This is a genomic window from Methylobacterium sp. Leaf125, from assembly GCF_001423085.1.
Lineage (GTDB): Bacteria > Pseudomonadota > Alphaproteobacteria > Rhizobiales > Beijerinckiaceae > Methylobacterium.
The window spans coordinates 196,084-217,545 of sequence record NZ_LMNU01000004.1 but is presented as its reverse complement, the minus strand read 5'-3'; the positions used below and the strand labels follow the sequence as shown (position 1 = coordinate 217,545).

Annotated in this window: 21 protein-coding genes; 10 read left to right on the top strand and 11 right to left on the bottom strand. The window is 66.8% G+C overall.

All coding sequences use genetic code 11. From position 1 onward, the window contains the following. The first annotated feature begins 538 nt into the window (after positions 1 to 538). The 8 genes from ASF58_RS08035 (at position 539) to ASF58_RS08000 (ending at position 7,934) form a co-directional block, all read left to right on the top strand. Positions 539 to 772: a hypothetical protein gene (locus tag ASF58_RS08035; protein WP_018041746.1), complete on the top strand. Its 234-nt coding sequence runs from the start codon at positions 539 to 541 to the stop codon at positions 770 to 772. A 76-nt stretch (positions 773 to 848) separates the two neighbouring features. Then, positions 849 to 1,730, top strand: coding sequence for a cytochrome b/b6 domain-containing protein (locus tag ASF58_RS08030; RefSeq protein ID WP_244477222.1), 882 nt, complete (start codon positions 849 to 851; stop codon positions 1,728 to 1,730). Continuing rightward, positions 1,727 to 2,653: a molybdopterin-binding protein gene (locus ASF58_RS08025; protein WP_055950021.1), complete on the top strand. Its 927-nt coding sequence runs from the start codon at positions 1,727 to 1,729 to the stop codon at positions 2,651 to 2,653. Before ASF58_RS08030 ends, ASF58_RS08025 begins: the two co-directional genes overlap by 4 nt. Positions 2,654 to 2,945: 292 nt before the next feature. After that, positions 2,946 to 3,551 (top strand): recombinase family protein, encoded by a 606-nt coding sequence (locus tag ASF58_RS08020; protein WP_055950018.1) that lies wholly within the window; start codon positions 2,946 to 2,948, stop codon positions 3,549 to 3,551. A 163-nt stretch (positions 3,552 to 3,714) separates the two neighbouring features. Then, the gene (locus tag ASF58_RS08015; RefSeq protein WP_055950016.1) at positions 3,715 to 4,725 is read left to right on the top strand and encodes an ABC-three component system protein; all 1,011 of its coding nucleotides are present in this window, start codon (positions 3,715 to 3,717) and stop codon (positions 4,723 to 4,725) included. Beyond that, positions 4,722 to 5,213 (top strand): ABC-three component system middle component 2, encoded by a 492-nt coding sequence (locus ASF58_RS08010; protein ID WP_055950013.1) that lies wholly within the window; start codon positions 4,722 to 4,724, stop codon positions 5,211 to 5,213. The genes ASF58_RS08015 and ASF58_RS08010 overlap by 4 nt, the downstream gene beginning before the upstream one ends. 185 nt (positions 5,214 to 5,398) lie before the next feature. Further along, a complete protein-coding gene (locus ASF58_RS08005) occupies positions 5,399 to 7,081 on the top strand; it encodes a hypothetical protein (RefSeq protein ID WP_156375582.1) in 1,683 nt (560 codons plus the stop codon). Between the two features lie 163 nt (positions 7,082 to 7,244). Next, positions 7,245 to 7,934, top strand: coding sequence for a helix-turn-helix domain-containing protein (locus ASF58_RS08000; protein ID WP_055950007.1), 690 nt, complete (start codon positions 7,245 to 7,247; stop codon positions 7,932 to 7,934). A gap of 44 nt (positions 7,935 to 7,978) precedes the next feature. Here the strand turns inward: ASF58_RS08000 and ASF58_RS07995 are convergent, their stop codons facing one another. The 5 genes from ASF58_RS07995 to ASF58_RS07970 all read right to left on the bottom strand — a co-directional run bounded on the left by ASF58_RS07995 (position 7,979) and on the right by ASF58_RS07970 (position 14,671). Further along, positions 7,979 to 9,883 carry a hypothetical protein gene (locus ASF58_RS07995; RefSeq protein ID WP_156375581.1) on the bottom strand — a complete coding sequence of 635 codons (1,905 nt, stop codon included), beginning with the start codon at positions 9,881 to 9,883 and terminating at the stop codon, positions 7,979 to 7,981. A gap of 56 nt (positions 9,884 to 9,939) precedes the next feature. Next, a complete protein-coding gene (locus ASF58_RS25665) occupies positions 9,940 to 11,490 on the bottom strand; it encodes a site-specific integrase (protein ID WP_156375580.1) in 1,551 nt (516 codons plus the stop codon). Then, positions 11,487 to 12,713: a site-specific integrase gene (locus ASF58_RS07980; RefSeq protein ID WP_055949994.1), complete on the bottom strand. Its 1,227-nt coding sequence runs from the start codon at positions 12,711 to 12,713 to the stop codon at positions 11,487 to 11,489. The genes ASF58_RS25665 and ASF58_RS07980 overlap by 4 nt, the downstream gene beginning before the upstream one ends. Before the next feature lie 152 nt (positions 12,714 to 12,865). Beyond that, positions 12,866 to 13,447: a single-stranded DNA-binding protein gene (ssb, locus tag ASF58_RS07975; protein ID WP_055949992.1), complete on the bottom strand. Its 582-nt coding sequence runs from the start codon at positions 13,445 to 13,447 to the stop codon at positions 12,866 to 12,868. A 207-nt stretch (positions 13,448 to 13,654) separates the two neighbouring features. Next, complete coding sequence (locus tag ASF58_RS07970; protein WP_055949990.1) at positions 13,655 to 14,671, bottom strand: NADP-dependent oxidoreductase; 1,017 nt, start codon at positions 14,669 to 14,671, stop codon at positions 13,655 to 13,657. A 191-nt stretch (positions 14,672 to 14,862) separates the two neighbouring features. Here ASF58_RS07970 and ASF58_RS07965 point away from each other — a divergent pair, with 191 nt between their 5' ends. Beyond that, positions 14,863 to 15,261 (top strand): DUF4174 domain-containing protein, encoded by a 399-nt coding sequence (locus ASF58_RS07965; protein WP_055949987.1) that lies wholly within the window; start codon positions 14,863 to 14,865, stop codon positions 15,259 to 15,261. Between the two features lie 87 nt (positions 15,262 to 15,348). On the opposite strand, the gene ASF58_RS07960 is transcribed toward ASF58_RS07965, so the two are convergent. Further along, positions 15,349 to 15,864 carry a hypothetical protein gene (locus tag ASF58_RS07960; protein WP_055949984.1) on the bottom strand — a complete coding sequence of 172 codons (516 nt, stop codon included), beginning with the start codon at positions 15,862 to 15,864 and terminating at the stop codon, positions 15,349 to 15,351. A gap of 290 nt (positions 15,865 to 16,154) precedes the next feature. Between ASF58_RS07960 and ASF58_RS07955 the strand changes: the two genes are divergently transcribed. After that, entirely contained in the window at positions 16,155 to 16,940 is a 786-nt protein-coding gene (locus ASF58_RS07955; protein WP_055950120.1) for a phosphodiester glycosidase family protein, read from the top strand. Between the two features lie 8 nt (positions 16,941 to 16,948). On the opposite strand, the gene ASF58_RS07950 is transcribed toward ASF58_RS07955, so the two are convergent. The 5 genes from ASF58_RS07950 to ASF58_RS07935 form a co-directional block, all read right to left on the bottom strand. Continuing rightward, a complete protein-coding gene (locus tag ASF58_RS07950) occupies positions 16,949 to 17,245 on the bottom strand; it encodes a hypothetical protein (RefSeq protein ID WP_055949980.1) in 297 nt (98 codons plus the stop codon). 26 nt (positions 17,246 to 17,271) lie between these two features. Next, positions 17,272 to 17,475: a hypothetical protein gene (locus tag ASF58_RS25660; RefSeq protein ID WP_156375579.1), complete on the bottom strand. Its 204-nt coding sequence runs from the start codon at positions 17,473 to 17,475 to the stop codon at positions 17,272 to 17,274. Between the two features lie 211 nt (positions 17,476 to 17,686). Beyond that, a complete protein-coding gene (locus tag ASF58_RS07945) occupies positions 17,687 to 18,049 on the bottom strand; it encodes a hypothetical protein (protein WP_055949978.1) in 363 nt (120 codons plus the stop codon). Between the two features lie 85 nt (positions 18,050 to 18,134). Beyond that, positions 18,135 to 19,253: an NADH:flavin oxidoreductase/NADH oxidase gene (locus ASF58_RS07940; RefSeq protein ID WP_055949976.1), complete on the bottom strand. Its 1,119-nt coding sequence runs from the start codon at positions 19,251 to 19,253 to the stop codon at positions 18,135 to 18,137. 141 nt (positions 19,254 to 19,394) lie between these two features. Beyond that, positions 19,395 to 21,335 (bottom strand): propionyl-CoA synthetase, encoded by a 1,941-nt coding sequence (locus ASF58_RS07935; RefSeq protein WP_055949974.1) that lies wholly within the window; start codon positions 21,333 to 21,335, stop codon positions 19,395 to 19,397. Between the last annotated feature and the right edge of the window lie 127 nt (positions 21,336 to 21,462).

The following is a 21,462-nucleotide window of genomic DNA, read 5'->3' as shown; positions in this document are numbered from 1 at the left end:
CCGAGAAAGTCCGCTCGAAGGACGATGAACACCGCCACGGTCCACCCGATACGGTCATGCGGATACCGTCCGTAAGAGGATGGTCTAACGAACGTTTCCGCTCACGACCCGACCTTGCCGTTCAAGCTACCCTACGCCATCCGCCGAAAGCGGTCGTTCGTCGATCCGTGATGTCGGCAGCAGCGCCACGTCTGCGGGCCTTCGCCTGCAAGCGGGAGATGGGCTGCTTCCGGTGCAGCCGTGAGCCCTGATGCAAATGGCCTCGATGGCGTCTGGTCGAAGTCGCCCACTCGTCCAAGGTCGAGATCCAGCTAGGCGGCTTCCTGCCGGGGGGCTGAAACTTCTCGGGGACCGACTCCGTATCAATAGCCGAGGATAGGATCGCGCCCAGGCCAAAAGCCTTGATTTGAGCGCGGAATATCTATTGCTAAATTATCATAGTATAGGAAAGTAATTCTTTATTTGTGAGGAACAACGATACAACCATGCTGTTGTAGTGTGGGTTGGATAAGATGTTCACCTCCACAGGAGATCCTACATGAAGAAGTTCACTCTTGCGCTGACCGCCTTGACCGCTCTCGGCGGCATCGCCCTCGCCGCCGGTTCGGCCACGGCCGCCCCGATGTCCGTCAACGGCATGCAGTCCGAGAGCGGCGTCACCCAGGTCCGCATGGACCGTGGCGAGCGGATGATGATGAAGAAGCGCATGATGCGGAAGAACATGATGAAGCGCCGCATGATGAAGAAGCGGATGATGAACCGCGGGATGTGATCCCAAGCGCCATGCGCTTTCGGAGGCCCCGGCATGGGGCCTCCACCCCGATGGCCATGACTTCAAGGAAGACCGTTTGGCCAGCACCTACCTGACCCGTTCCGCGCCCGAGACCGGCGAGGTCGAGCGCCGTCGTTGGATGTTCCGGCACCCTGCCGTCATCCGCGTCACGCACTGGGTCAACGCGGTCTGCCTGCTGGTCCTGCTGATGAGCGGCCTGCAGATCTTCAACGCCCATCCGGCTCTGTACTGGGGCAACGTCTCAACCTTCGATACGCCGCTGATGGCGATGTCCTCCACCGAGGACGACCCGCCCAAGGGCGTCACCACGATCTTCGGAACGACCTTCGACACCACCGGCTGGCTCGGCTCCTCGGTCGGTGCGAACGGCGAGCCGGCCGACCGTGGCTTCCCGGCATGGACGACCCTGCCGAGCGACCAGGACCTCACCGGCGGTCGTAGCTGGCACTTCTTCTTCGCCTGGGCCTTCGTCCTGAACGGGCTCGCCTACCTCTTCTACGGGTTGGTCAGCGGACAGCTTCGGTTCCGGGTGATCCCGTCGCGCGACCAAGTCCGGCACTTCGGCGCGTCGGTGTGGGAGCACCTGACGCTGCGCTTCCCCCAGGGCGACGAGGCCAAGCGCTACAACGTCATCCAGAAGCTCACCTACCTCGTCGTGTTGTTCGTGCTCCTGCCGGTTCAGGTGCTGGCCGGGCTCGCGATGTCGCCGGCGATGAACGCGGCCTTCCCGTTCCTGCTGACCCTGTTCGACGGGCGCCAGTCTGCCCGTACGATCCACTTCGTCGTAGCAGCGCTGCTGGTCCTGTTCGTCGTCGTGCACGTCGCACTCGTCCTGCTCTCCGGGTTCTGGAACAACATGCGCGGTATGCTCACCGGCTGGTTCGTGATCGAGCGCAAGGTCGAGCCGGTCGCCGTCGCCGCGGAGCCCCGGTCATGAACTCCCTTCCGAGCCGACGTGCTCTCCTAAGGGGAGCGTCCGCCACGGCCGCGGCGGCCATGCTCGGCGGGTGCGACCGCCTAGGCAACGCGGACTGGTTCCAGCGCACGCTCAAGACCGGCGAGGACGCCAACCTGTTCGTCCAACGCCTGCTCCTGACCGACCGGACGCTGGCGCCAGAATACGCCGAGTCCGACATCTCGCCGTGGTTCAAGCCGAACGGCACCGAGGATCCGCCGGACAAAGACTACAAGGCCCTGGCAAAGGGCAAGTTCGCCAAGTACCACCTTGAGGTCGGCGGCCTCGTGGAGGTACCCTTCCGGCTGTCCCTGGCCGAGCTTCGCACGCTTCCCGCCCGCACCCAGGTCACCCGGCACGATTGCGTCGAGGGCTGGAGCGCCATCGGCAAATGGACCGGCGTGCCGCTCGCCGACCTCCTGTCCCGCGCCAAGCTGAAGCCCGAGGCGCGCTACGTGGTGTTTCATTGCGCGGACACCATGGACCAGGGCAGTGCGCTCGAAGGCGGCGGAGACGGTGAGGATACCGACGAGGCGCCCCCCGCCGGCAATACCAACCCGGCCATGACTAAGCAGTCGGGCGGAGGGGAGAGTAGGAAGGATTCCGGCGGCCAGCAGGCGCCGGAGGACACCGCGGCCAGCGGCGGGACGCCCGTCCGGTACTATGAGAGTATCGACCTCGTGGACGCGTTCCACCCGCAGACGATCCTCGCCTACGACATGAACGGCAAGGCGCTTCCCATCGCGAACGGCGCCCCGCTGCGCCTACGGGTCGAACGCAACCTCGGCTACAAGCAGGCCAAGTACGTAATGCGCATCGAGGTGGTCGAGAGCTTCGCCCATTTTGGCGAGGGCAAGGGTGGCTACTGGGAGGACCAGGGCTACGCTTGGTATGCGGGTATCTGAGCCGCTCGCGTGCAGCCGGCTTCGAAAGGTGAACTCGATCATCATCTTACGGGCGGCGGCGGACAATGAAAACTTAGCCGATCAAAAGGTCGTTAGCCCCATTCTCCGTCCAGAAGCGGACGGGCAGAACCCCACCCAATTCGGTCGTTCCCCGCGTGTCCGGTAGACGGTCGTCCAACGGACACGCGGGCCTCGCCCACCGGGATGAAGTCCTCCCGAAGGAAGCGGTCGTCTCATAAGACCCGTACGCTGATCCTTTCAATGACGGGGGGCCAAACGTACACTCCCGAGCATGACGACGATCCTCATCGGCTACGCCCGTTGCTCAACCGACCGGCAGGACCTGACTGCACAACGGGCGGCGCTTGAAGGCCTGGGGGTCGCCCCTGACCGGATCTACACCGACCACGGGCTAACCGGCACGAACAAAGCCCGCCCCGGCCTGGCCCAAGCGCTGGCCGCCGTCCGGACCGGCGACACGCTGGTGGTCCCGAAGCTCGACCGTCTCGCCCGATCGGTCCCGGATGCCCGCGGCATCGCCGACGCCCTCGTCGCCCGAGGGATCAAGTTGGCCCTTGGGGCGAGCATCTACGATCCGACCGATCCGATGGGGCGGATGTTCTTCAACATTCTCGCGACATTCGCCGAGTTCGAAAGCGACCTGATTCGTTTGCGAACCCGCGAGGGCATGGCAATCGCCAGGTCCCGGGGTAAGCTCCGGGGCAAGCAGCCCAAGCTGTCCGACAAGCAACAGCGGGAGCTGCGGCGGATGCACGACACCGGTGAGTATGCGATCGGCGACTTGGCCGAGCTGTTCACCGTCTCGCGGCCCACCGTTTATCGCACCCTTGCACGGCAACCGACCGTCCCTACAAAATCGTCTGCCTCGCCGCCATAAGCTACCGGTTGGTCCCTGCGGCCCGCCGCGATTTGCCCTATGTTGGAAAAGGATAGGGATTGCGTGCACCCGGTCCCAGTCGAAGCGCTTTCAGGCTTCGATCCCAAATGCAGGCTCCTCAATGTCCGGGCACGTAGCCTGGCACTCCTTCCGGAACAGGATCGTGATCAGCCTCGCCATTCGCCTCAAGGAGTTGGACGACGAGGATCTGGAGGAGTTCATCGAGCTCTTCGCCGACCGCATCGGCCGCAATTACCACGGTGTCTACCGAATGGGTCAGGCCAACGACAAGGGCCGTGACGTCGTCGGGTTCATGACATCCGCGAAGCACGAGGGCCCCTGGCACCTCTACCAGTGCAAGCGAAAGACCAAGGGTAGCGCCCTCGGACTGCCCGAGGCCCTCGTCGAGCTCGGCAAGCTGTTCCACCACCACCTCGGGGGTGCCTACGCGACCTTGCCGACCGAATACATCTTCGTCGCCCCACGCGGCGTCGCCGGTCCGTTGAGGGACCTGATCCTGAACCCGTCCAAGCTCAAGGCCAAGCTGCTCGATGAATGGGATGACCACTGCCTGAAGGGCATCACGGCCCGCGGCGGCATCAAGACCCCTCTGACCCCCCAACTCAGGGCCGCCATCGAGGGCTACGACTTCGGGCAGATCGAATACCTGGCGTCGCCCGGCATCGTGAAGCACGCCGCGGCCGGGCCTGCGCTGACCAAGGTGCTCGGCGTGTTGCCCGGGGACGCCCCTGCCGGCGTGGCTCCGGTGGCGTTGCAGCCTGAGGAGATCCGATACATCGACCAGCTGCGGCGGGCTTATGGCGAGGCCCGCGGGGCGACGTTCGCGACCGTCGAGGCCGTCCTGTCCGATTCTGAGTTCGGCCCCGACCTCGGCGACCAGCGCACGCGCTTCTTCGAGGCGTCCGTCTTTAAGCGTTTCCACAGGGACAACACCCATCCGGCCGCGCTCGCGGCTTTCGAGACGGAGATCTATCATGGCGTGATAGGCCTCCATCGCCGTAGGCATCCCACCGGGTTCGAGCGGCTCTGCGCCGTGATGGACCATGCGTCGATCATGCCGGCTGCGATCGGAGGCAAGCTGGCACGGGGACCCGTGCGACAAGGCGTGTGTCACCATCTCGCCAACGAGGGAACGATGAAGTGGATGCCATGAGGCTCGACGGGTTCGGTCACCTCTATAACTCGACCTTGGAGACGGGCATCCGGGCGGTGATCGTGCTTGAGCACCTGCGTCCGGTGAGAGCCGACCTCCCCGAGATGGTGCTGTTCGACCACGTCGTCGTGCATACCGGCGATCATGGCGGGCCGCCGAGCCTCCACACCGCCGTCCCCGGCAGGATAGGCGAGCTCCTCGTTCGACGCCGCTTGGTCGAAGACAGCCTGCGGTTGATGCAGCAATGCCATCTCGTCGCTGAGGCGCACGATGCGGACGGGATCACCTACCAGGCAACCGACGAGGCGGCGGCCTACATGGAGCTGCTGGAGACGCCGTATTCCGAGCACCTCAAGCGTTGCTCTGCCTGGATCGGGGACGAGGTGTCACGACACACGAAGGTCGGCTTCAAGGAGCGCGTACGCGCACGGATCGGTGATTGGGCGGAGGCGTTCGAGGTTGCGACGGGGGCCGCTCGGCGAGCTTGAGCATGTCCCCTCCACGCTTCATCCTGCGTCGGTTGGCTCTGACCGGCCCCGACGTACCCGTCACGGATCTCGCTTTCGTTGATGGACTGAACCTAGTTTGGGGGGCCTCCAGCGCGGGCAAGTCGTTCATCCTCGCGGCCCTCGACTTCATGTTCGGAGGCGGCTCGCCCCTTCCCGAGATCCGGATGCTGGCCGGCTACGATCGCGTCTGGCTGAGCCTCGACCTGCCAACGAGTGGCCGGGTCACGATCGCCAGGCCGGTGTCCGGCGGTAACTACGTCCTGTACGAGGGCGACGTAGACCTCAGGGCTCCCGGACCGCACGTCCGTACCCTTTCTGCCGATCACAAGGCCAAGACACCCACCCTCTCGGGCTATCTTCTGAACGAGCTTGGCATCGTGGATCGACGGATCGACCGAACGCTGTTGGCGGAGAAAAGCGCCTTCACGATCCGCCACTTCGCCCCGTACGTCCTTACGGACGAGACGAGCATGATGGCCGAGTGGACCCCGATCCAGCTGGACCGGCACTCCGGCGACACACTCGACAGGAACGTCTTCAAGTTCCTCCTGACCGGGATCGATGGCTCTGCCACGGTCGCCACGGAGGACGCCAAGACACAGCGCAGGGGCAACGCCGGCAAGCTGGAGCTCATCGACGAGCTCATAGGCGAGGCGAACGTGGAGCTGCAGGCCTGGCCGGACAGCGCGGACCTCTCCGACCAGGAGGAACGGATCTCCGTGACCCTCGCCTCGGTGGGAGCCGAGGCTTCCTACCGGCAGGAGAGGATCGACGCGTTGCGGGCCAACCGTCGGATCGTCCTGGAAGAGGCGGCCGCGCTGCAGGACCGACTTTCCGAGATCGTCCTGACGCTCGGCCGCTTCGACCTGCTGGCTTCGGTCTACGATAACGACATTACGCGGCTCGCCGCCCTGGCGGAGGGCGGCGCTGCGTTACTCGCCGGCTCGAAGCGGACGTGCCCACATTGCGGCGCAGCACCGGAGGATCAACCACGGATCCATGGTCTGGAGGAGGTCGAAAAGACCTACACGGCGGTCCAGGCCGAGGTTGCCAAGGTTCGCTCGGAGCAGGCCGACCTGCAGCGGACGATCGCGACCCTGATCGAGAGGCGCGAAGACCTCGACGCGTCGATCGTCGAACTCGCGGACCGGGTCCTCAAAATAGAGGCGTCCATTGTGGCCGAGCAGCCCCTAGAGAGCTCAACCCGTGCTTCCTATGAGCGCCTCGACCAAGCGCGGGAACACATTCGGCGGGGCCTATCGGTAGTTCGGCGTATCGAGGACTTGCAATCGCGCCGGGTCGAGATCGCGGCGTTCAAGCCGACCACAGTGGCTCGCGGAAGCGTCTCGGCAGGCGTCGCCGGCCCGGTCGGAGATGAGTTCGCGGAGGACGTTCAAGCCGTGCTGCATGCCTGGCAGTTTCCGGGGGCCCCGCGGGTTTCATTCGATGCGAAGACCCACGACATCCTGCTGAACGGCGAGAACCGGCGCGGGAACGGCAAGGGCGTCCGCGCCCTGATGCATGCGGCATTCAAGATCGCCGTGTTGGTTTACTGCCGTCGGCACGGTCGGCCTCATCCCGGGATCATCGCCCTCGACAGCCCGCTTTTGAGCTTCCGCGACCCCCATACGTCCAAGCACGGTGAATTGTCGGAGGACGAGAAGGTCCTGAACGAGACCCAGCTCAAGCACCATTTCTACGAGTACCTGATCCGTACCTCCGGCGACATCCAGTACGTCATCATCGAGAACGATGCGCCCCCGATACCGCTGGGCGACGACGCGTCGATCACGGTGTTCGCCGGCGAGAGGGGCATCGGCGACCGGAAAGGATTCTTCCTCGTCTGACATCCGGCTCGGACTGGGTCCGCATCCCGGGAGCCGGGCCGGCGTACGTCCCCCTCGGGGCTGGCGGGGCCCTAAGGCCAGGGAATTGGCTGTCGGGTCCCTGTCGTGGCCGATCCAGACAGATCGAGGCAAACTCCTTCCATACGAACGAAGGGGTTCACCGATGAGCGAGACGGACACAGACCAACTCGACCGCTTGCTGACCAGCCGTGAGATCGGCGCCGTCGTAGCGGCCCTTCGCGACAATCGCGGCTGGACGCAGGAGACGCTGGCGGAGATCGCCAAGGTGACGGTCCGCACGGTGCAGCGGGTCGAACGCGGCGAACCGAGCAGTACCGATACGCGAAGGGCCCTAGCAGGCGCGTTGGAATTTCAGGTTCTGGATGCCTTTAACATGCCCTGGCCCCTGCCGAACTTCGAGCGGATCAGGGCGGAGCACGAGCGGCTTCTGCGCGAGACAGTCGAGGTCGAAATCAAGCCCATCGTCGGCGGCCGTCAGCTGCGTGAGCTCGCCGACCTGGCCGAAGGCTGGCAACATTCCCAGCTCGTCGACATGTCACCCTCCGCGGAGCAGGCACTGGCAACGCTGCGCGATTATTTCCAGGACTACGGCGACGTCCACGACTGCTACAGCGAGACCCAGAAGCTCGGCGTCAACTCCGATTTCCAGGAGCTGATCGACACCTTAGCTGCCGCGGGTATCGGCTTGTGTGCCGGAACGCGTCGCGTCCGCATCGGCGGCTCAGGCGACGATGGCGCTGTCTCGGCTACACTCATCCACCTGGTGGCGGGCTCGTTGGACGACCTGCCGAAGGCCATACGGGTTCCACGGCGCATGTCCATGCAGTGGTAGCCGCGGATGGTCCGGCGATGAGGGATAGACGGACGTCGCTGAGCCTACGCTACTGGCGCTGGCGGGACGTGAACCAAGGTCCCTTCGGGGACGGCGACGTCCGAATGAACGGCGACGATCCTCTCCAGCCCTGACACGACTCGACGTTGGGACTCGACCCACCTCGCTGCCCCATAGGTCTCGTCGGCAGCCTCTTCCTCAGCCCGTCCGAGCAGGAACTTGGTCTCGTCCAACAGACGCACCGCTGCCTCACGCTGCCTCTCATCTCCCTTGAGGACGACGTGCTCGCCGCAATCGGCGCAGGCACCATGGTTCGCACACGGTGCGAGGCTCCAGTCGTGGATGCACAGCCCGATGTCCGTGACGTGCGCCGTCGCGATTTGCGCCTCAAGGAACCGGGATCTGTCCCGGGGCGCCAGGCGCGCGTGCGCCTGCGCCAGGGGACCCTTGATCTGGCCCGCCTCGACCAGGTCCCGCAGCCGTGAGGCGAGCTGCGCACCCGAGACGTGGTCGTAGGCAGCGTTTTGCGAGACGTCCTTACGCCCCGACCAGCGGGCGATCTCAAGCTGGTTCATGCCGCCGTGCTGAGCCAGGGTGTTCAGCCAGTGGCGGAACTGGTGGCTGTTCATCCGGATCGGCTGGCCACCCGCATCCGATTTCCCGAACCGGTCGAAAACCGACCGTGTCTCGCTGTGGCCTCCGATGAAGCTCGCGATCATGCCGTCGGTTACGAACCGGACCGAGCCAGGGATCGTAGCGCGGTCGGCGTGGGTGAAGTTCGCTGGCGTCAGAAACATGTACTCCGACAGCTCCAATGGGATGTCGGCCGGTGGTGACGGGATCTCGGCCCGGATGGCGGCAGCCACGTCCCGCCGCCGCACCAAGATCGCTTTGGTGCCATGGAGCGGGATGTTCCAGGTTCGGCACCACTGGAGCCCCGCCGACCGGCCGGCGAACCCAAGCGCGGCGCCGACTTCCTGCGGGGGCATCATCGTTTCGAGGTCAGCGTCGATGAAGCCCGGGACCATGATCCGCCCGGGGTTCGCGGCCATCCAAATCACCGCATCACGAGTAGGCTGCGTGATGCGGCGAATGTCCGCCACGGCCCTGCGGGCGACGTCGACAAGCGGCGTTGGGATCCACTTCGGCAAGGGTGGGGCGCCCTTCTCGCCATAGTACCGAATGCCATAATGCACGACCGGCTGCCCGTCCGCCCCGAGGACGGGCTTCCCGTTTTCGTAGGCGGCTTCCTCCACCTCGCAGTCGGCGGGGATGCTCAGGAGCTCGTTGATCCGCCAACCGCCGCAGACCAGTAGCTCGATGGTCCGCATGCGAAGGACGTCGACATCCTCGGTTACCAGGTTGGCAATCTCGGCCAGCGCGTCGAGGGCCGCGTCGCTCGGCAGCTTGGCCGCGCGACGCGCATCAGCGTCCTTTCCGATTCGCGCGTTCGTATCGTCTATCCGCGGGTTCGGATTCCGGAAGTCGATGCGAACGCGGGCCGTATTATAGCGGTTGATCCAGTCCGCGATCTCGACCAGCTTTTTGCCGAGGGCGTAGGCCGTTGAGCCGGCGTCGGCCTTCACGGAAGCACGCGCAGCGGCATCGAAATGATCAGGGAGGAGCAGGCACGGGTCGTAGCCAATGCTCTCCATCTCGGCGTGCAGGTAACGTCCGGCACGAAGCAGGGTGGCGTGGTCATCAAGGTGCTTCGGAGCCGCATCTTCGCGCAGCCGGACGATGGCCTTCAGGAAGGCGCCAAACGGCTCCCGGAGCGGCTGGCGGTCCTCCTCGCTACGGGACCCGGCCTTGGATTCGGTGAAATAAAGTTTGTGCACCTGCGCTCGCCCGCTGGACGCGCGTTTGGTCTTAACGAGATCGACGCTCCACACCGGGGACTCGAACACGATCGAGCCGAAGGCCCCGGCTTTGCGAGCTTTCTCGATCATCCTGGTTAGGTTGGTTTGAGCGCCTGTGTGCCGAGCGGAGGTTAGTGCGTGCAACGTCATGCGACCGCCCTTCCGCTGATTGCCTCTATCCGCGTTATCACGTCCCCGATGGCGAGAATGGTCGCGTCATGCAGCGACACCATGCGTCCGTCCTGGCCCGCTGCAGCGCGGCGCTCCCTCTCGAAGAGCAGCGTCTCAAGGATCTTGTCGTGGGGGCCGTCCATCCATGGCTGGAACTGGTGACAGGTGTAGCAGGCAACCGGGGCGTAGAGGCTGCAGAACGAGTGCTGACCGCAGGTCCCGAGCCCCTCTGCCTTCCCGCTCGACCGGTCCTGAACCATGATCCGGCTGCGTGGGTCGTCGCCCCGGGCCGCCGTCGCCTCGCTGCCGACCAGCTTGCCCAGGAAGGCCTGAGCCACCGGCCCGAGCGTCAGGGCCATCGCCCTGTCGAGGGACTCGACGATGTCGCTCTTGATGTCGAAATACACCTGAACGTTTTGTAGGTCGGTGTGATCAAGGGCCTCCGCGAGGTCTCGCCTGCTGGCCCCCTCGCGGACCAAGCGCGTTGCGAAGGTGTAGCGCAATCGGCGGGTCGTCACATGCATTGCTCTGCCAGTGCGCGGCGAGATAACGCCTAAGCGCACTACCGCCGAGCTGACAAGTTTGGTAAATTCCTGCGCATAAGTATGCCATCCGTATTCTTCCAACGGGCCGTCGCTTAAACGAAGGCGTTTTCTTACAAAAACCGGTCTTCCACGTCCGTCATCGGGAAGCGCGTCTGCTTCCCGATGACGGCGGTTTTCATCGATCAAATCAAGAACGACTTTCCCGATCTCCAGGGTCAGCTTACGCGTGCGAAACTCGGCCCTTGGAGCATCCGCACCTTTCTTCATTCGAGGTATCCGAATCTGAACGAAGCGTTGCCCCTCTTCATCCGCGACTTCGATGTCTTCCTCGCGCAGCAGGGCATATTGGATTGGGTTCGCGCCTAACGCGACACAGAGCCAAAGCGCTGCTCGCTCCGCCAACGGCATTGAGTTTGCCTGTGCGCTACCTCGAAGCGCGTTAAGCAGACCGACGATTTCAAGGTCGCTAAGAGGGCCTTCATCTGGGTCAAGCGAAAAGACCGCCTGACCCTTTCGGTTGCCACCAACTACCTTTTCGGAAAGCTCAAAAGCTGTTTCAGCGGAGAACGAGGTGCAACCAAGATCCACACAGTCTCGATACCAGTGCCTTACATAATGCAGCAGATAGGACTGTTGCTTTAAAGCAAGGCGCAGTTCGCTAAAGAACTTTGACGGGATCTCCGCTCTCGCTTCGTCGGACGCAACGAAGCTCTCGGAGTTTTTCAAAAATGTGAGGGCGTGGAATGCGTTTCTGACATGGGCAGGCGAATGCGTCTTGATCAGCCTCGCGATGTGCGAGGCGGTCGCTGCGAGTGTGTCTGGCGAGCGGATTGGAATGTTGCGCCAAGCCAAGACAGAGCGTTTGCCAACATCGTTGAGACGCCATTCAATGCCGTTAGCATCAACTGGTAAGCCAGCTAGATCGAGCAGGATTCCCTGCGAAGGAAATTGTGCTTCAGGGGCAGCAGCAGCGAGTTTCAACGGTTGCGGCCCTCCACGCTCTTCTCTTGCATGCGCTGTACGACACGATCAGCGCTTTCACGGGCATGTCGATTCTTGTAGCGCTCGCCCTGCTTGGAGCCCTTCTTCCAACCGAATTTGTAGTTCCGGGCCTGTAATTCCTCAGCGTCGGACAGACCCAGCTCGGCTGCCGCTTCGGAAAACCTGTCGTTGGAGGTGTGGCGAAGGATGTGGGGATAAACCTCGGTACCCAGCTCCGGCACCTTCTCGGCTAAAAGGTCGTACATGTCGTTGACGGTCCGCACGCCAAGCGGCGTCCCCCGGCGGGAGACGAAGCAGTACGGGGTCCTCTTCGCCCCGGGATACCGATCCGCGTCCGTCCGATGGTCGACCATCCAGGTGTGGAGCGCACGAGCTAACTCCGAGCTGATCTCGTCGTCGTGGGGCTGTGTCTTCACCTTGGGCTCGATCTTCCGCGTATCCTTCCGGTCATCCGGGTCCCGGATGATGCGTACCCTCGGCTGCCCGCCAGCCAGCATCAAGTGCTCGCCCTTCAGCTTCAAGGCCTCTCCGCGACGCATCCCGGTCTCATAGTAAAGGAGGAGGAGCGCATAGTTCCGGTGGCGGTGTCGACGCTGGAACGGGTTGCGATCGCTGTCCGGCCTGATGACCTCAAGGAAGAGCGATCGGGCGGCTTTGCCGAGCCCCTCCTTGTCAGGGCTGCGTGGCTTCGGCAGGTTCGCGACCATCTCGCGCTCGAACCATTCCAGCCGCTCGCGGGCCTCAAGGATCTTAGGGTCATCCACCCGGATGCGCTGGATCGCGGCGCGGGCGAACCAGGACAGGTAATCCCGGACCATAAGGCAGCGGTTGAAGAGGGTGCCCGGCGCCACCACGACCTTCTGCGGCTTTGCGCGTCCCTTCTTCGAGGATCGCGGCTTACGCTGAACGGCGCGCAACGTGTCGCGCAGGTCGGCCACCTCAAACGGGGTGAGAAGTTCGAGCGATTGCACCCGCACTCTGAGGTCGATGCCGCGGCGCGCCGCCCAATTCAGGGCGATGATCACTGCGCGCAAGTGAGCCTCGTTCGAACTCGACGACCCCCCACGCTCTCGCAGCACGACCATGCCATAGACGTTTGGATCGTACGCCAACATGCCGGACGCCTGGGCTATGGCCGGGCAGCGCTCACCGTTCTCGAAGATGATTGTCTTTACGGTGTAGGGAGCAGTTTCCCGATCCATTCCAGCACCTTGCGCCACTTAGCGGACGTAAAATAGATACCGCATCTTTGCGCCTAAATTTCGTCTCGTTTGTACAAACGATTACGGCCCGGATTTCTCAATCCGGGCCGTATGTTAATGGCATTAGACGACAATCTATGAGTTACCGCACGTCAGAACGGGATGTCGTCGTCGAGGTCGAAGTTCGGCTTGGATCCGCCGCCACCGCCGCCGCCACCGCCCGAAGAGGGCCGGCGCTCGCCGCCGCCCGAGGAGCGGCCGCCGCCGTATTCCCCGCCGCGGTCGCCGCCGCGTCCGCCGCCACCGCCACCGCCGCCGAAATCGCCGCCACGGCTGATCTGGCCGCCGCTCTCCTCGTCCATGCCCATCTCACCGCCGCCGCTGCGGCCGTCGAGAAGAGTCAGCTCGCCACGGAAGCGCTGGAGCACCACCTCGGTGGTGTACTTCTCGGCGCCGGACTGGTCCGCCCATTTGCGGGTCTGGAGCTGGCCCTCGATGTAAACCTTCGAGCCCTTGCGCAGGTACTGCTCCGCCACGCGGGCGAGATTCTCGTTGTAGATCACCACCGAGTGCCACTCGGTCTTCTCCTTGCGCTCGCCCGACATCTTGTCCTTCCAGGACTCCGATGTGGCGATGCGCAGGTTGACCACGGGATCACCGGAGGCGAGGCGTCGTGTCTCGGGGTCGCGCCCGAGATTGCCCACCAGGATCACCTTGTTCACGCTGCCGGCCATGCCGCTCTCTCCTACCGATCGATCTCACTGCGCGCTGCGACCCCGAACCACCGGGACGCCGCCCTGTCATGGGCCTCTCGGCCCCCGGCGGCAATCGCGGTCGGCGGGATGTCCCCGTGACTCTCAGGGCAGCGTGGCGCACGTATGTTCTATCTTTGTTCTGCCATTTCAGCAAGGCACCCTTGGAGGAAGCGCCCTGCGGTCCGCTCAGCGGATCCGGACGATGAGCTTGCCGAAATTCCGGCCCTGGAGCAGGCCCGCGAAGGCGTCCGGGGCCTTCTCGAGACCGTCGACGATGTCTTCCCGATGGACCACGAGGCCCTCGCGCAGCCAGGCCCCGACGTCCTGCAGGAACGCGGATTCCTGCGCGGCGAAGTCCCAGACGATGAAGCCCTGGACGTGCAGGCGCTTCGACAGGATCGCGCGCATCAGCACCGGCACCCGGTCGGGACCGGGCGGCAGCTCGGTGGCGTTGTAGCCGGAGACGAGGCCGCAGACCGGGATACGCGCGAAGTTGTTCAGGAGCGGCAGCACCGCGTCGAAGACCGCGCCGCCGACATTCTCGAAATAGACGTCGATCCCGTCGGGGCAGGCGGCGGCCAGCGCATCCGGGAAATCCTCGGCGCGGTGGTCGACGGCCGCGTCGAAGCCGAGGGTGTCACGCAGGAAGGCGCATTTCTCGGGGCCGCCCGCGATGCCCACCGCGCGGGCGCCTTTGCGCTTGGCGATCTGTCCGACGAGGGAGCCCACCGGTCCGGTCGCGGCGGCCACCACCACGGTCTCCCCGGTCTTGGGCTGCCCGATGTTGAGGAGGCCCGTATAGGCCGTCATGCCGGGCATGCCGAGGATGCCGAGGGCGGTGGTGACCGGGGCGGCCTCGGGATCGAGGCGGCGCAGGCCGCGCCCGTCGGAGACGGCGAAGTCCTGCCAGCCGCCGAAGCCCACCACCGTCTCGCCGACACGGTAGTCGGGATGCTGGGACTCGATCACCTCCGCCACGGTGGCGCCCACCATGGTGTCGCCGATCGCCACCGGCTCGGCGTAGGATTTCGCCGCGCTCATGCGTCCGCGCATGTAGGGATCGAGGGAGAGATAGTGGTTGGCGAGCAGCACCTCGCCCGCCTTCGCCACCGGCATCCGCGTCTCTTCGAGCCGGAAATGCGAGGCGTTCGGCTCACCGTGCGGACGGGCGGCGAGGACGATGCGGCGGTTCACGTTGGTCATGCGGGGCCTCCGGGGGGGTCGCGAAGCGTTTCGCGATGGGCGACGGGTGCGCGGCGGCCGCGCCCGGTCGGGAGATCCCCCGACAGATGGGACGGAAGCGGCCGATGACAATTCCGCGCGGGTCGGGCGACGGGTCCGGGGTGCCCTCCCCGCGTTGTCCCGGGACGGGGACCGGCACGGGAGAGGTCAGGATGGCATGCGGATGGCGGATGATCGGGGCGATGCTGCTCGGCGTCACGGCGGCCCAGGCGGCCGAGAACCCGCTGGCGCGCGACCGCTGGAGGTCGCGGGTGCTGGTGATCTCCGCGCCCGAGGCCGGCGATCCGCGCGTCACGGCCCAGCGCGGCGCGCTGGAGAAAGCCCGCGCCGGCATGAAGGAGCGCGATCTCGTCATCCGCGAGGCCTTCGGCGACACGCCTGAGGCACGGCGCCTGCGGGCGGCCCTCGGACTGCCGGGAGACGGCTTTCGCGTGGTGCTGGTGGGCAAGGACGGCGAGGCCAAGCGCACCGAGACGGCGCCGATTCGGGCCGACGCGCTGTTCGAGACCATCGACGCGATGCCGATGCGCCGGGACGAGCGCCGCCACTGAGGCACGGACGGGCCGCCGACGAAAAAAAGGGGCCGCACGCGGCGGCCCCTCCGAGAACCCGATCGCGAATCAGATCGGGCGATCCGATCAGTAGCAGCGCTCGACCAGCACCCGGCGGTAGCCGTAGGGCGTCCAGCGCACGCGCGGGACCGTGTAGCAGCCGCCGCCGTAACCGTAATCGTAGGCGCCGTAACCGACCGGAGCGTAGCCGTAGCCGTAGCCGTAACCCGGGCCGTAGCCACCGTAGAGGCCACCCGCCGCCAGCCCGAGGCCGACGCCGAGACCCAGTCCGCCGAGGCCGTAGCCGTAGCCCCGTCCGTAGCCGCGACCGTAATAGCCGCCGCGGTAGCCACCGAACCCACCGCGGTAGCCGCCGAAGCCGCCGCGGTAGCCACCGAAGCCGGCATTGCGGAAGCCGCCGCCGCCGAAGCCGCCCCGGAATCCACCGAATCCGCCCCGGAAGCCACCGCCACCGAAGCCGCCGCCGTGGAACCCACCACCGTGGAAGCCACCGCCGCCGAAACCGCCGCGCGCCTCCGCCGTGGCGGGAATCATCGCGAGCGCGCCGATCATGGCCGCCGAGGCCAGAACAACTCGTTTCATCACATCGTCTCCGAAAGAAGCCGAAACGTCCCCTTGGACGCTCAAACGCCGTGGCACCCGGAAGGGTTCATGCGCGTTTTGCCTCTCCCGTCATCGTGAAGCCCGCCACGTCCACGTCAAGGGTCCTGGGTCCTGGTCGAGCGCGCGAGGTCCGGCCCCGGTGACCGCCCTTGAAATCGCCCGGGGTTTCGGGCGAGGAAGCGTGGCCGGCCGCTTCGATCCTCCGGCAGGCGCGGTCGGGGACGATGCGGGTGACCATGGTGCAGGATGTCGTGCGGGCTCGCCTTCGGATGAGCCGCTTCCCGGTTCCCGCCCTGCTGCGCGCCGCCTTGCTGCGCGCCGCCTGGCTCGGTTTCGCCCTCGGCGGTCCGGCGCTGGCCGCGCCGGCGGCTGCCCCGGCCCCGGCCTCGGCCCCTTGCCGGGCCGTCCAGGCGGAGGGCGAGGCCTACACCGTCTGCACGGTCGACCTGCGCCGCGAGCGGGTGCGGCTGTTCTGGCTCGGAGCCGACGGCCTGCCCTATTCCTCGCTCTCGACCCTGGCCGAGAAGCAGGGGGCCGGCCTGCGCTTCGCGATGAATGCCGGCATGTACGACAAGGGCCAGGCCCCGGTCGGGCTCTACATCGAGGACGGACGCGAACTGAAGGGCGTCTCCACCGCCAACGGACCGGGCAACTTTCACCTGAAGCCGAACGGCATCTTCTGGGTCAAGGGCGAGCGCGCCGGCGTGATGGAGACGGGCCGTTACCTGCGCAGCGCTCCGAAGCCGGATTTCGCCACGCAGTCGGGGCCGATGCTCGTCGTGGACGGGCATATCCACCCCAAGATCTCCGCCGACGGCCCGAGTCAGAAGATCCGCAACGGGGTCGGGGTCCGCGACGACGGTCGCACCGCCGTGTTCGCGATCTCCGAGCGCCCGGTGAGCTTCGGCGCCTTCGCGCGGCTGTTCAAGGACACCCTCGGCTGCCGCAACGCGCTCTTCCTCGACGGAAGCGTGTCGAGTCTCTACGCCCCGTCGATGAACCGTTCGGACCTCAGCCGCCCCCTCGGCCCGATGGTCGGGGCGGTGGCGCGCTGAGGACCGCCTCAGGCATCGTCCTCGCGGCCGAAGACCTCGCCCTCCTCCGCCAGCCGCGCATCGGCCTCGTCGCTCCGGAGGATCTGCAGGGCGCGATACTGCTGCAGCAGGCCGCGCAGGCGGATGTTGGCCTCGGTGCAGTCGGCGGGGTCCGGGCTGTCCACCCCGCAGCCCGCGATGGTCTCGGCAGTCTGCCGGTCCACGGCGGCCCGGTCGGCCGCGCTCAAGCCTTCGAGGTCGCCGAGGCCGAGTTCCAGCGCGATTAACTCGGCGATCTCGTGCCGCTTCTCCTCGATCTCGGACATGGTCCCTCCGGCTCCGTTCGCCCCGTCTACAGAACGGTCAGCGTCGCCAGGTCGATCCAGGCCTCTTGTTCGTCGCCGTCGACGTCGCCGTCGACGAACCAACGGCAGAGCGCCCGGTCCCCCTCCAGGGCCACCACCGTCATGGTGGCCTCGTTGTCGTCGGATGCGACGTAGTCGCCGACCTTGATCGCCACGGAATCCCTCTTCGCCTCGCTCTGGGTTGATCTCACGTGCGCTCCGCGCGCGTCCTGGTGTCGGCCGCGCTCCGCACAGGCTCTCCGTCGCGCGCGCTTCGCGCTTGTTCTTGGTCTCACGCGCGCTTGCCCCGTCTCCGTCTCATGCGCGCTTCGCGCGCTTGCCCGGTCTCCGTCTCATGCGCGCTTCGCGCGCTTGCCCGGTCTCCGTCTCACGCGCGCTTCGCGCGCTTCCCCGGCCTTAGTCTCACGCGCGCTTCGCGCGCTTGCCGAACGCCACGGACAGGCGGGCGCGCACGCCCTCCGGGATCTCCGTGCGGGACTCGATGCGGACGGACGGCATCTCGGCCCCGATGGTGCTGCCCGGGTCGAAGGCGAACTGCAGGTGGCGCAGGCCGAGTTCGAGCCGGGTGACGCCGTCCGACTGGGTCAGGTCCTCGCCGAAGACCTCGATCAGCGGCCCGTCCGGGTCGCCCTTCTCGATCTGGATGATGAAGTAGCCCGCCGGCTCCTCCTCGTCGTCGGCCCCCGAGATCAGGGTGATGCCGTTCTCGATGTCGAGGCGGACGCGCTCCACCGCGAAGGTCGTGACGTCGTCGTCGTCGTCCATGGTGCGTGTGTCTCTTCCGGAATGCCCGCCGCAGCGGGGTGGTCGATGCAGAGCGGTCGGTGACCGGGCCCGCCGTGAGGCAGGCTCAGCGCTGTCCGTGCCGGGTGTCGATGAAGAGGTCCTTGAACTGGCGCGGCTGCGAGCGCCAGTACTGCCGGGGGGCGCGCACCTGAGCCCCGAGCTCGGCGGCCGCGTGCCAGGGCCAGCGCGGATTGTAGAGCAGGGCCCGCGCCAGGGAGACCGCGTCGGCCTGGCCCTGGGCCAGGATCGATTCCGCGTGGGCGGCCTCGGTGATGAGCCCGACCGCGATGGTGGTGAGGCCGGTCTCGGCCTTGATCCGCTCGGCGAACGGAACCTGGTAGCCGGCCGAGAGGGGAATCTGCTGGCGTGTGGAGAGGCCGCCGGTGGAGACGTGGATCGCGGCCGCGCCCCGGCGCTTCAGGGCGTGGGCGAGTTCCACCGTCTCCTCCAGGGTCCAGCCCGCGTCGACCCAGTCGGTGGCCGAGACCCGCATCCAGACCGGCTTGCCCGCCGGCACGGCCTCGCGCACCGCCTCGAAGCATTCGAGCGGGAAGCGCATCCGGTTGGCGAGCGTGCCGCCATACTGGTCGGTGCGCTGGTTGGAGAGCGGCGACAGGAACTGGTGCAGCAGGTAGCCGTGTGCCCCGTGCAGCTCGAAGCCGTCGATGCCCAGGCGCAAGGCCCGGCGCGCGGTGGCGACGAAGCCGTCGCGGATGCGCTTCAGCCCTTCCGAATCGAGGGCGTTGGGCGCCGCCTCGCCCTCCCCGTGCGCCAGGGCCGAGGGCGCTTCCGTGCGCCAGCCGTCCGGCGCCTCGGGGTCGATCTGGGCACCGCCTTCCCAGGGGGCGCGGCTGGAGGCCTTGCGGCCCGCATGGTTGATCTGGATCGCGATCGGCACGGGGGCGTCGCCGCGCACCGCGTCCAGGACCCGGCCCAGCGCGCGCTCGGTCTCGTCGGAGTAGAGCCCGAGGTCGGTGGGCGAAATCCGCGCCTCCGGCGAGATCGCCGTCGCCTCCAGGGTGAGCAGCCCGGCCCCCGACATCGCCATCTGCCCGAGATGCATGAGGTGCCAGTCGCCGGCCTGGCCCGCATGGGCCGAGTACTGGCACATCGGCGCGACGATGATCCGGTTCTCGAGGGTGAGATTGTCGAGGCGCAGGGGCTCGAACAGGCGGGCGGTCATGCGGGGCTCCGGCTTGGCTGCATCCCCGCATAGGTGGCGCGTCGGCGCGCGCTTGGCTACCCGTCTCCCGCCAACCCGTCCTTTGCGATCTGTCCCCGGCGACTCGTCCGCGGCGACTCGTGCCCGGCCTCCCGTTCCTGCCTAGCCCGCGCCGATCCCCCGGTTCTTCAGGCTGACGCCGATCTCGTCGAGGACACCGGCATCGTCGATGGTCGGCGGGGTGGTCCAGGGCTCGCCGTCGGCGATGCGCTTCATGGTTCCGCGCAGGATCTTGCCCGAGCGGGTCTTCGGAAGCCGCTGCACGGTCAAGGCCAGCTTGAAGGCCGCCACGGGGCCGATCTGCTCGCGGACCAGGGCCACGAGCTCGCCCTCGATCGCCTGGGTCGGGCGATCCACCCCGGATTTCAGCACGACGAAGCCGCAGGGCTGCTCGCCCTTCAGGGCGTCGCGAATGCCGATCACCGCGCATTCGGCCACGTCGGGATGGCTCGCCAGCACCGCCTCCATGCCGCCGGTGGAGAGCCGGTGCCCGGCGACGTTGATGATGTCGTCGGTGCGGCCGAGCACGGTGACGTAGCCGTCGGTATCGACGATGCCGGCATCCGAGGTGTCGTACCAGCCCGGGAAGGTGGCGAGGTAGCTCGACCGGAAGCGTTCCTCCGAGCCCCAGAGCGTGGGCAGGCAGCCGGGCGGCAGGGGCAGCTTCAACGCGATGGTGCCCATCGTGCCCGCGGGCACCGGCTTGCCGGCCTCGTCCAGCACCGCGAGGTCGTAGCCCGGCATCGGCACGCAGGCGCTGCCGTGCTTGACCGGGAGCTGGCCGAGACCGACGGGATTGCCCGCGATGGCCCAGCCGGTCTCGGTCTGCCACCAGTGGTCGATCACGGGGCGCCCGAGGGCCCGCTCCGCCCAGGCCACCGAATCGGGGTCGGCCCGCTCGCCGGCCAGGAACAGGGAGCGGAAGCCCGACAGGTCGTAGGAGCCGACCCGCTCGGCGCGCGGATCCTCCTTCTTGATCGCCCGCAGGGCCGTCGGCGCCGTGAACAGGCAGGCGGCGCCGTACTCGGAGACCACCCGCCAGAGGGCGCCGGCATCGGGCGTGCCCACCGGCTTGCCCTCGTAGAGCACCGTGGTGCAGCCGTGCAGGAGGGGCGCGTAGACGATGTAGGAATGGCCCACCACCCAGCCGATGTCGGAGGCGCAGAAGTAGGTCTCCCCCGGCGCCACGTCGTAGAGGTTGGGCATCGACCAGGTCAGCGCGACGCAGTAGCCGCCGGTATCCCGCACCACGCCCTTGGGCTTTCCCGTCGTGCCGGAGGTATAGAGGATGTAGAGCGGGTCGGTGGCCGCGACGTCCACGCAGGCCGCCCGCCGGTCCCCGGCCTCCGCCCGCGCCACCGTCTCGGCCCAATCGTGGTCGCGCCCCGGCACGAGGTCGGCCGCCGCCTGCGGGCGCTGCAGGATCAGGCAGGCCGTCGGCTTGTGCGACGAGGCGGCGATGGCGGCGTCGAGGAGCGGCTTGTAGGCGACGACGCGGCTCGGCTCGAGGCCGCAGGAGGCGGCGAGGATCACCTTGGGCGCGGCATCCTCGATACGGATCGCGAGTTCGTTGGCGGCGAAGCCGCCGAACACCACCGAATGGACCGCGCCCAGGCGGGCGCAGGCGAGCATCCCGAACAGGGCCTCGGGCACCATCGGCATGTAGATGACGACGCGGTCGCCCCGTCCGACCCCGAGGTCGCGCAGGACCCCGGCGAGCACCGCCACCGCGCCGTGCAACGCGGCGTAGGTGATGCGCCGCTTCGTGCCGGTGACGGGCGAATCGTACAGGATCGCGGCCTGGTCGCCGCGACCGCCCGCGACGTGCCGGTCCACGGCGTTGTGGCAGGCGTTCAGGGTGGCGTCGGGAAACCAGCGGCCATAGGCGCCGGCCGCTCCGTCGAAGGCGCGGGTGGGCGGGCGGGACCAGTCGATCGCCCGGGCCGCGTCCAGCCAGAACGCCTCCGGATTGCGCAGGGACGCCGCATGGGCCTCGGCATAGCGGCCGGGCAACGGATTCGGGGCGTGGGGCGTAGCGTCCATGGCGTATCCTGCGGAACCGGTCGTGCTGCCGGTTTCTCCGCACTCTAGCCGAATTTCCGGCGACGGACTGCTGCGCCATCCGGCCGAACAGCGTGAACCGCAGACTTTTGCGCCCGCCCTCCGTGCT

Coding starts and splice junctions, on each gene's coding strand:
- ASF58_RS08035 (WP_018041746.1), top strand. CDS start 539: ATGAAGAAGTTCACTCTTGCGCTGACCGCCTTGACCGCTCTCGGCGGC.
- ASF58_RS08025 (WP_055950021.1), top strand. CDS start 1,727: ATGAACTCCCTTCCGAGCCGACGTGCTCTCCTAAGGGGAGCGTCCGCC.
- ASF58_RS08020 (WP_055950018.1), top strand. CDS start 2,946: ATGACGACGATCCTCATCGGCTACGCCCGTTGCTCAACCGACCGGCAG.
- ASF58_RS08010 (WP_055950013.1), top strand. CDS start 4,722: ATGAGGCTCGACGGGTTCGGTCACCTCTATAACTCGACCTTGGAGACG.
- ASF58_RS08005 (WP_156375582.1), top strand. CDS start 5,399: ATGCTGGCCGGCTACGATCGCGTCTGGCTGAGCCTCGACCTGCCAACG.
- ASF58_RS08000 (WP_055950007.1), top strand. CDS start 7,245: ATGAGCGAGACGGACACAGACCAACTCGACCGCTTGCTGACCAGCCGT.
- ASF58_RS07995 (WP_156375581.1), bottom strand. CDS start 9,883: ATGATCGAGAAAGCTCGCAAAGCCGGGGCCTTCGGCTCGATCGTGTTC.
- ASF58_RS07980 (WP_055949994.1), bottom strand. CDS start 12,713: ATGGATCGGGAAACTGCTCCCTACACCGTAAAGACAATCATCTTCGAG.
- ssb (WP_055949992.1), bottom strand. CDS start 13,447: ATGGCCGGCAGCGTGAACAAGGTGATCCTGGTGGGCAATCTCGGGCGC.
- ASF58_RS07970 (WP_055949990.1), bottom strand. CDS start 14,671: ATGACCAACGTGAACCGCCGCATCGTCCTCGCCGCCCGTCCGCACGGT.
- ASF58_RS07965 (WP_055949987.1), top strand. CDS start 14,863: ATGGCATGCGGATGGCGGATGATCGGGGCGATGCTGCTCGGCGTCACG.
- ASF58_RS07960 (WP_055949984.1), bottom strand. CDS start 15,864: ATGAAACGAGTTGTTCTGGCCTCGGCGGCCATGATCGGCGCGCTCGCG.
- ASF58_RS07955 (WP_055950120.1), top strand. CDS start 16,155: ATGAGCCGCTTCCCGGTTCCCGCCCTGCTGCGCGCCGCCTTGCTGCGC.
- ASF58_RS07950 (WP_055949980.1), bottom strand. CDS start 17,245: ATGTCCGAGATCGAGGAGAAGCGGCACGAGATCGCCGAGTTAATCGCG.
- ASF58_RS07945 (WP_055949978.1), bottom strand. CDS start 18,049: ATGGACGACGACGACGACGTCACGACCTTCGCGGTGGAGCGCGTCCGC.
- ASF58_RS07940 (WP_055949976.1), bottom strand. CDS start 19,253: ATGACCGCCCGCCTGTTCGAGCCCCTGCGCCTCGACAATCTCACCCTC.
- ASF58_RS07935 (WP_055949974.1), bottom strand. CDS start 21,335: ATGGACGCTACGCCCCACGCCCCGAATCCGTTGCCCGGCCGCTATGCC.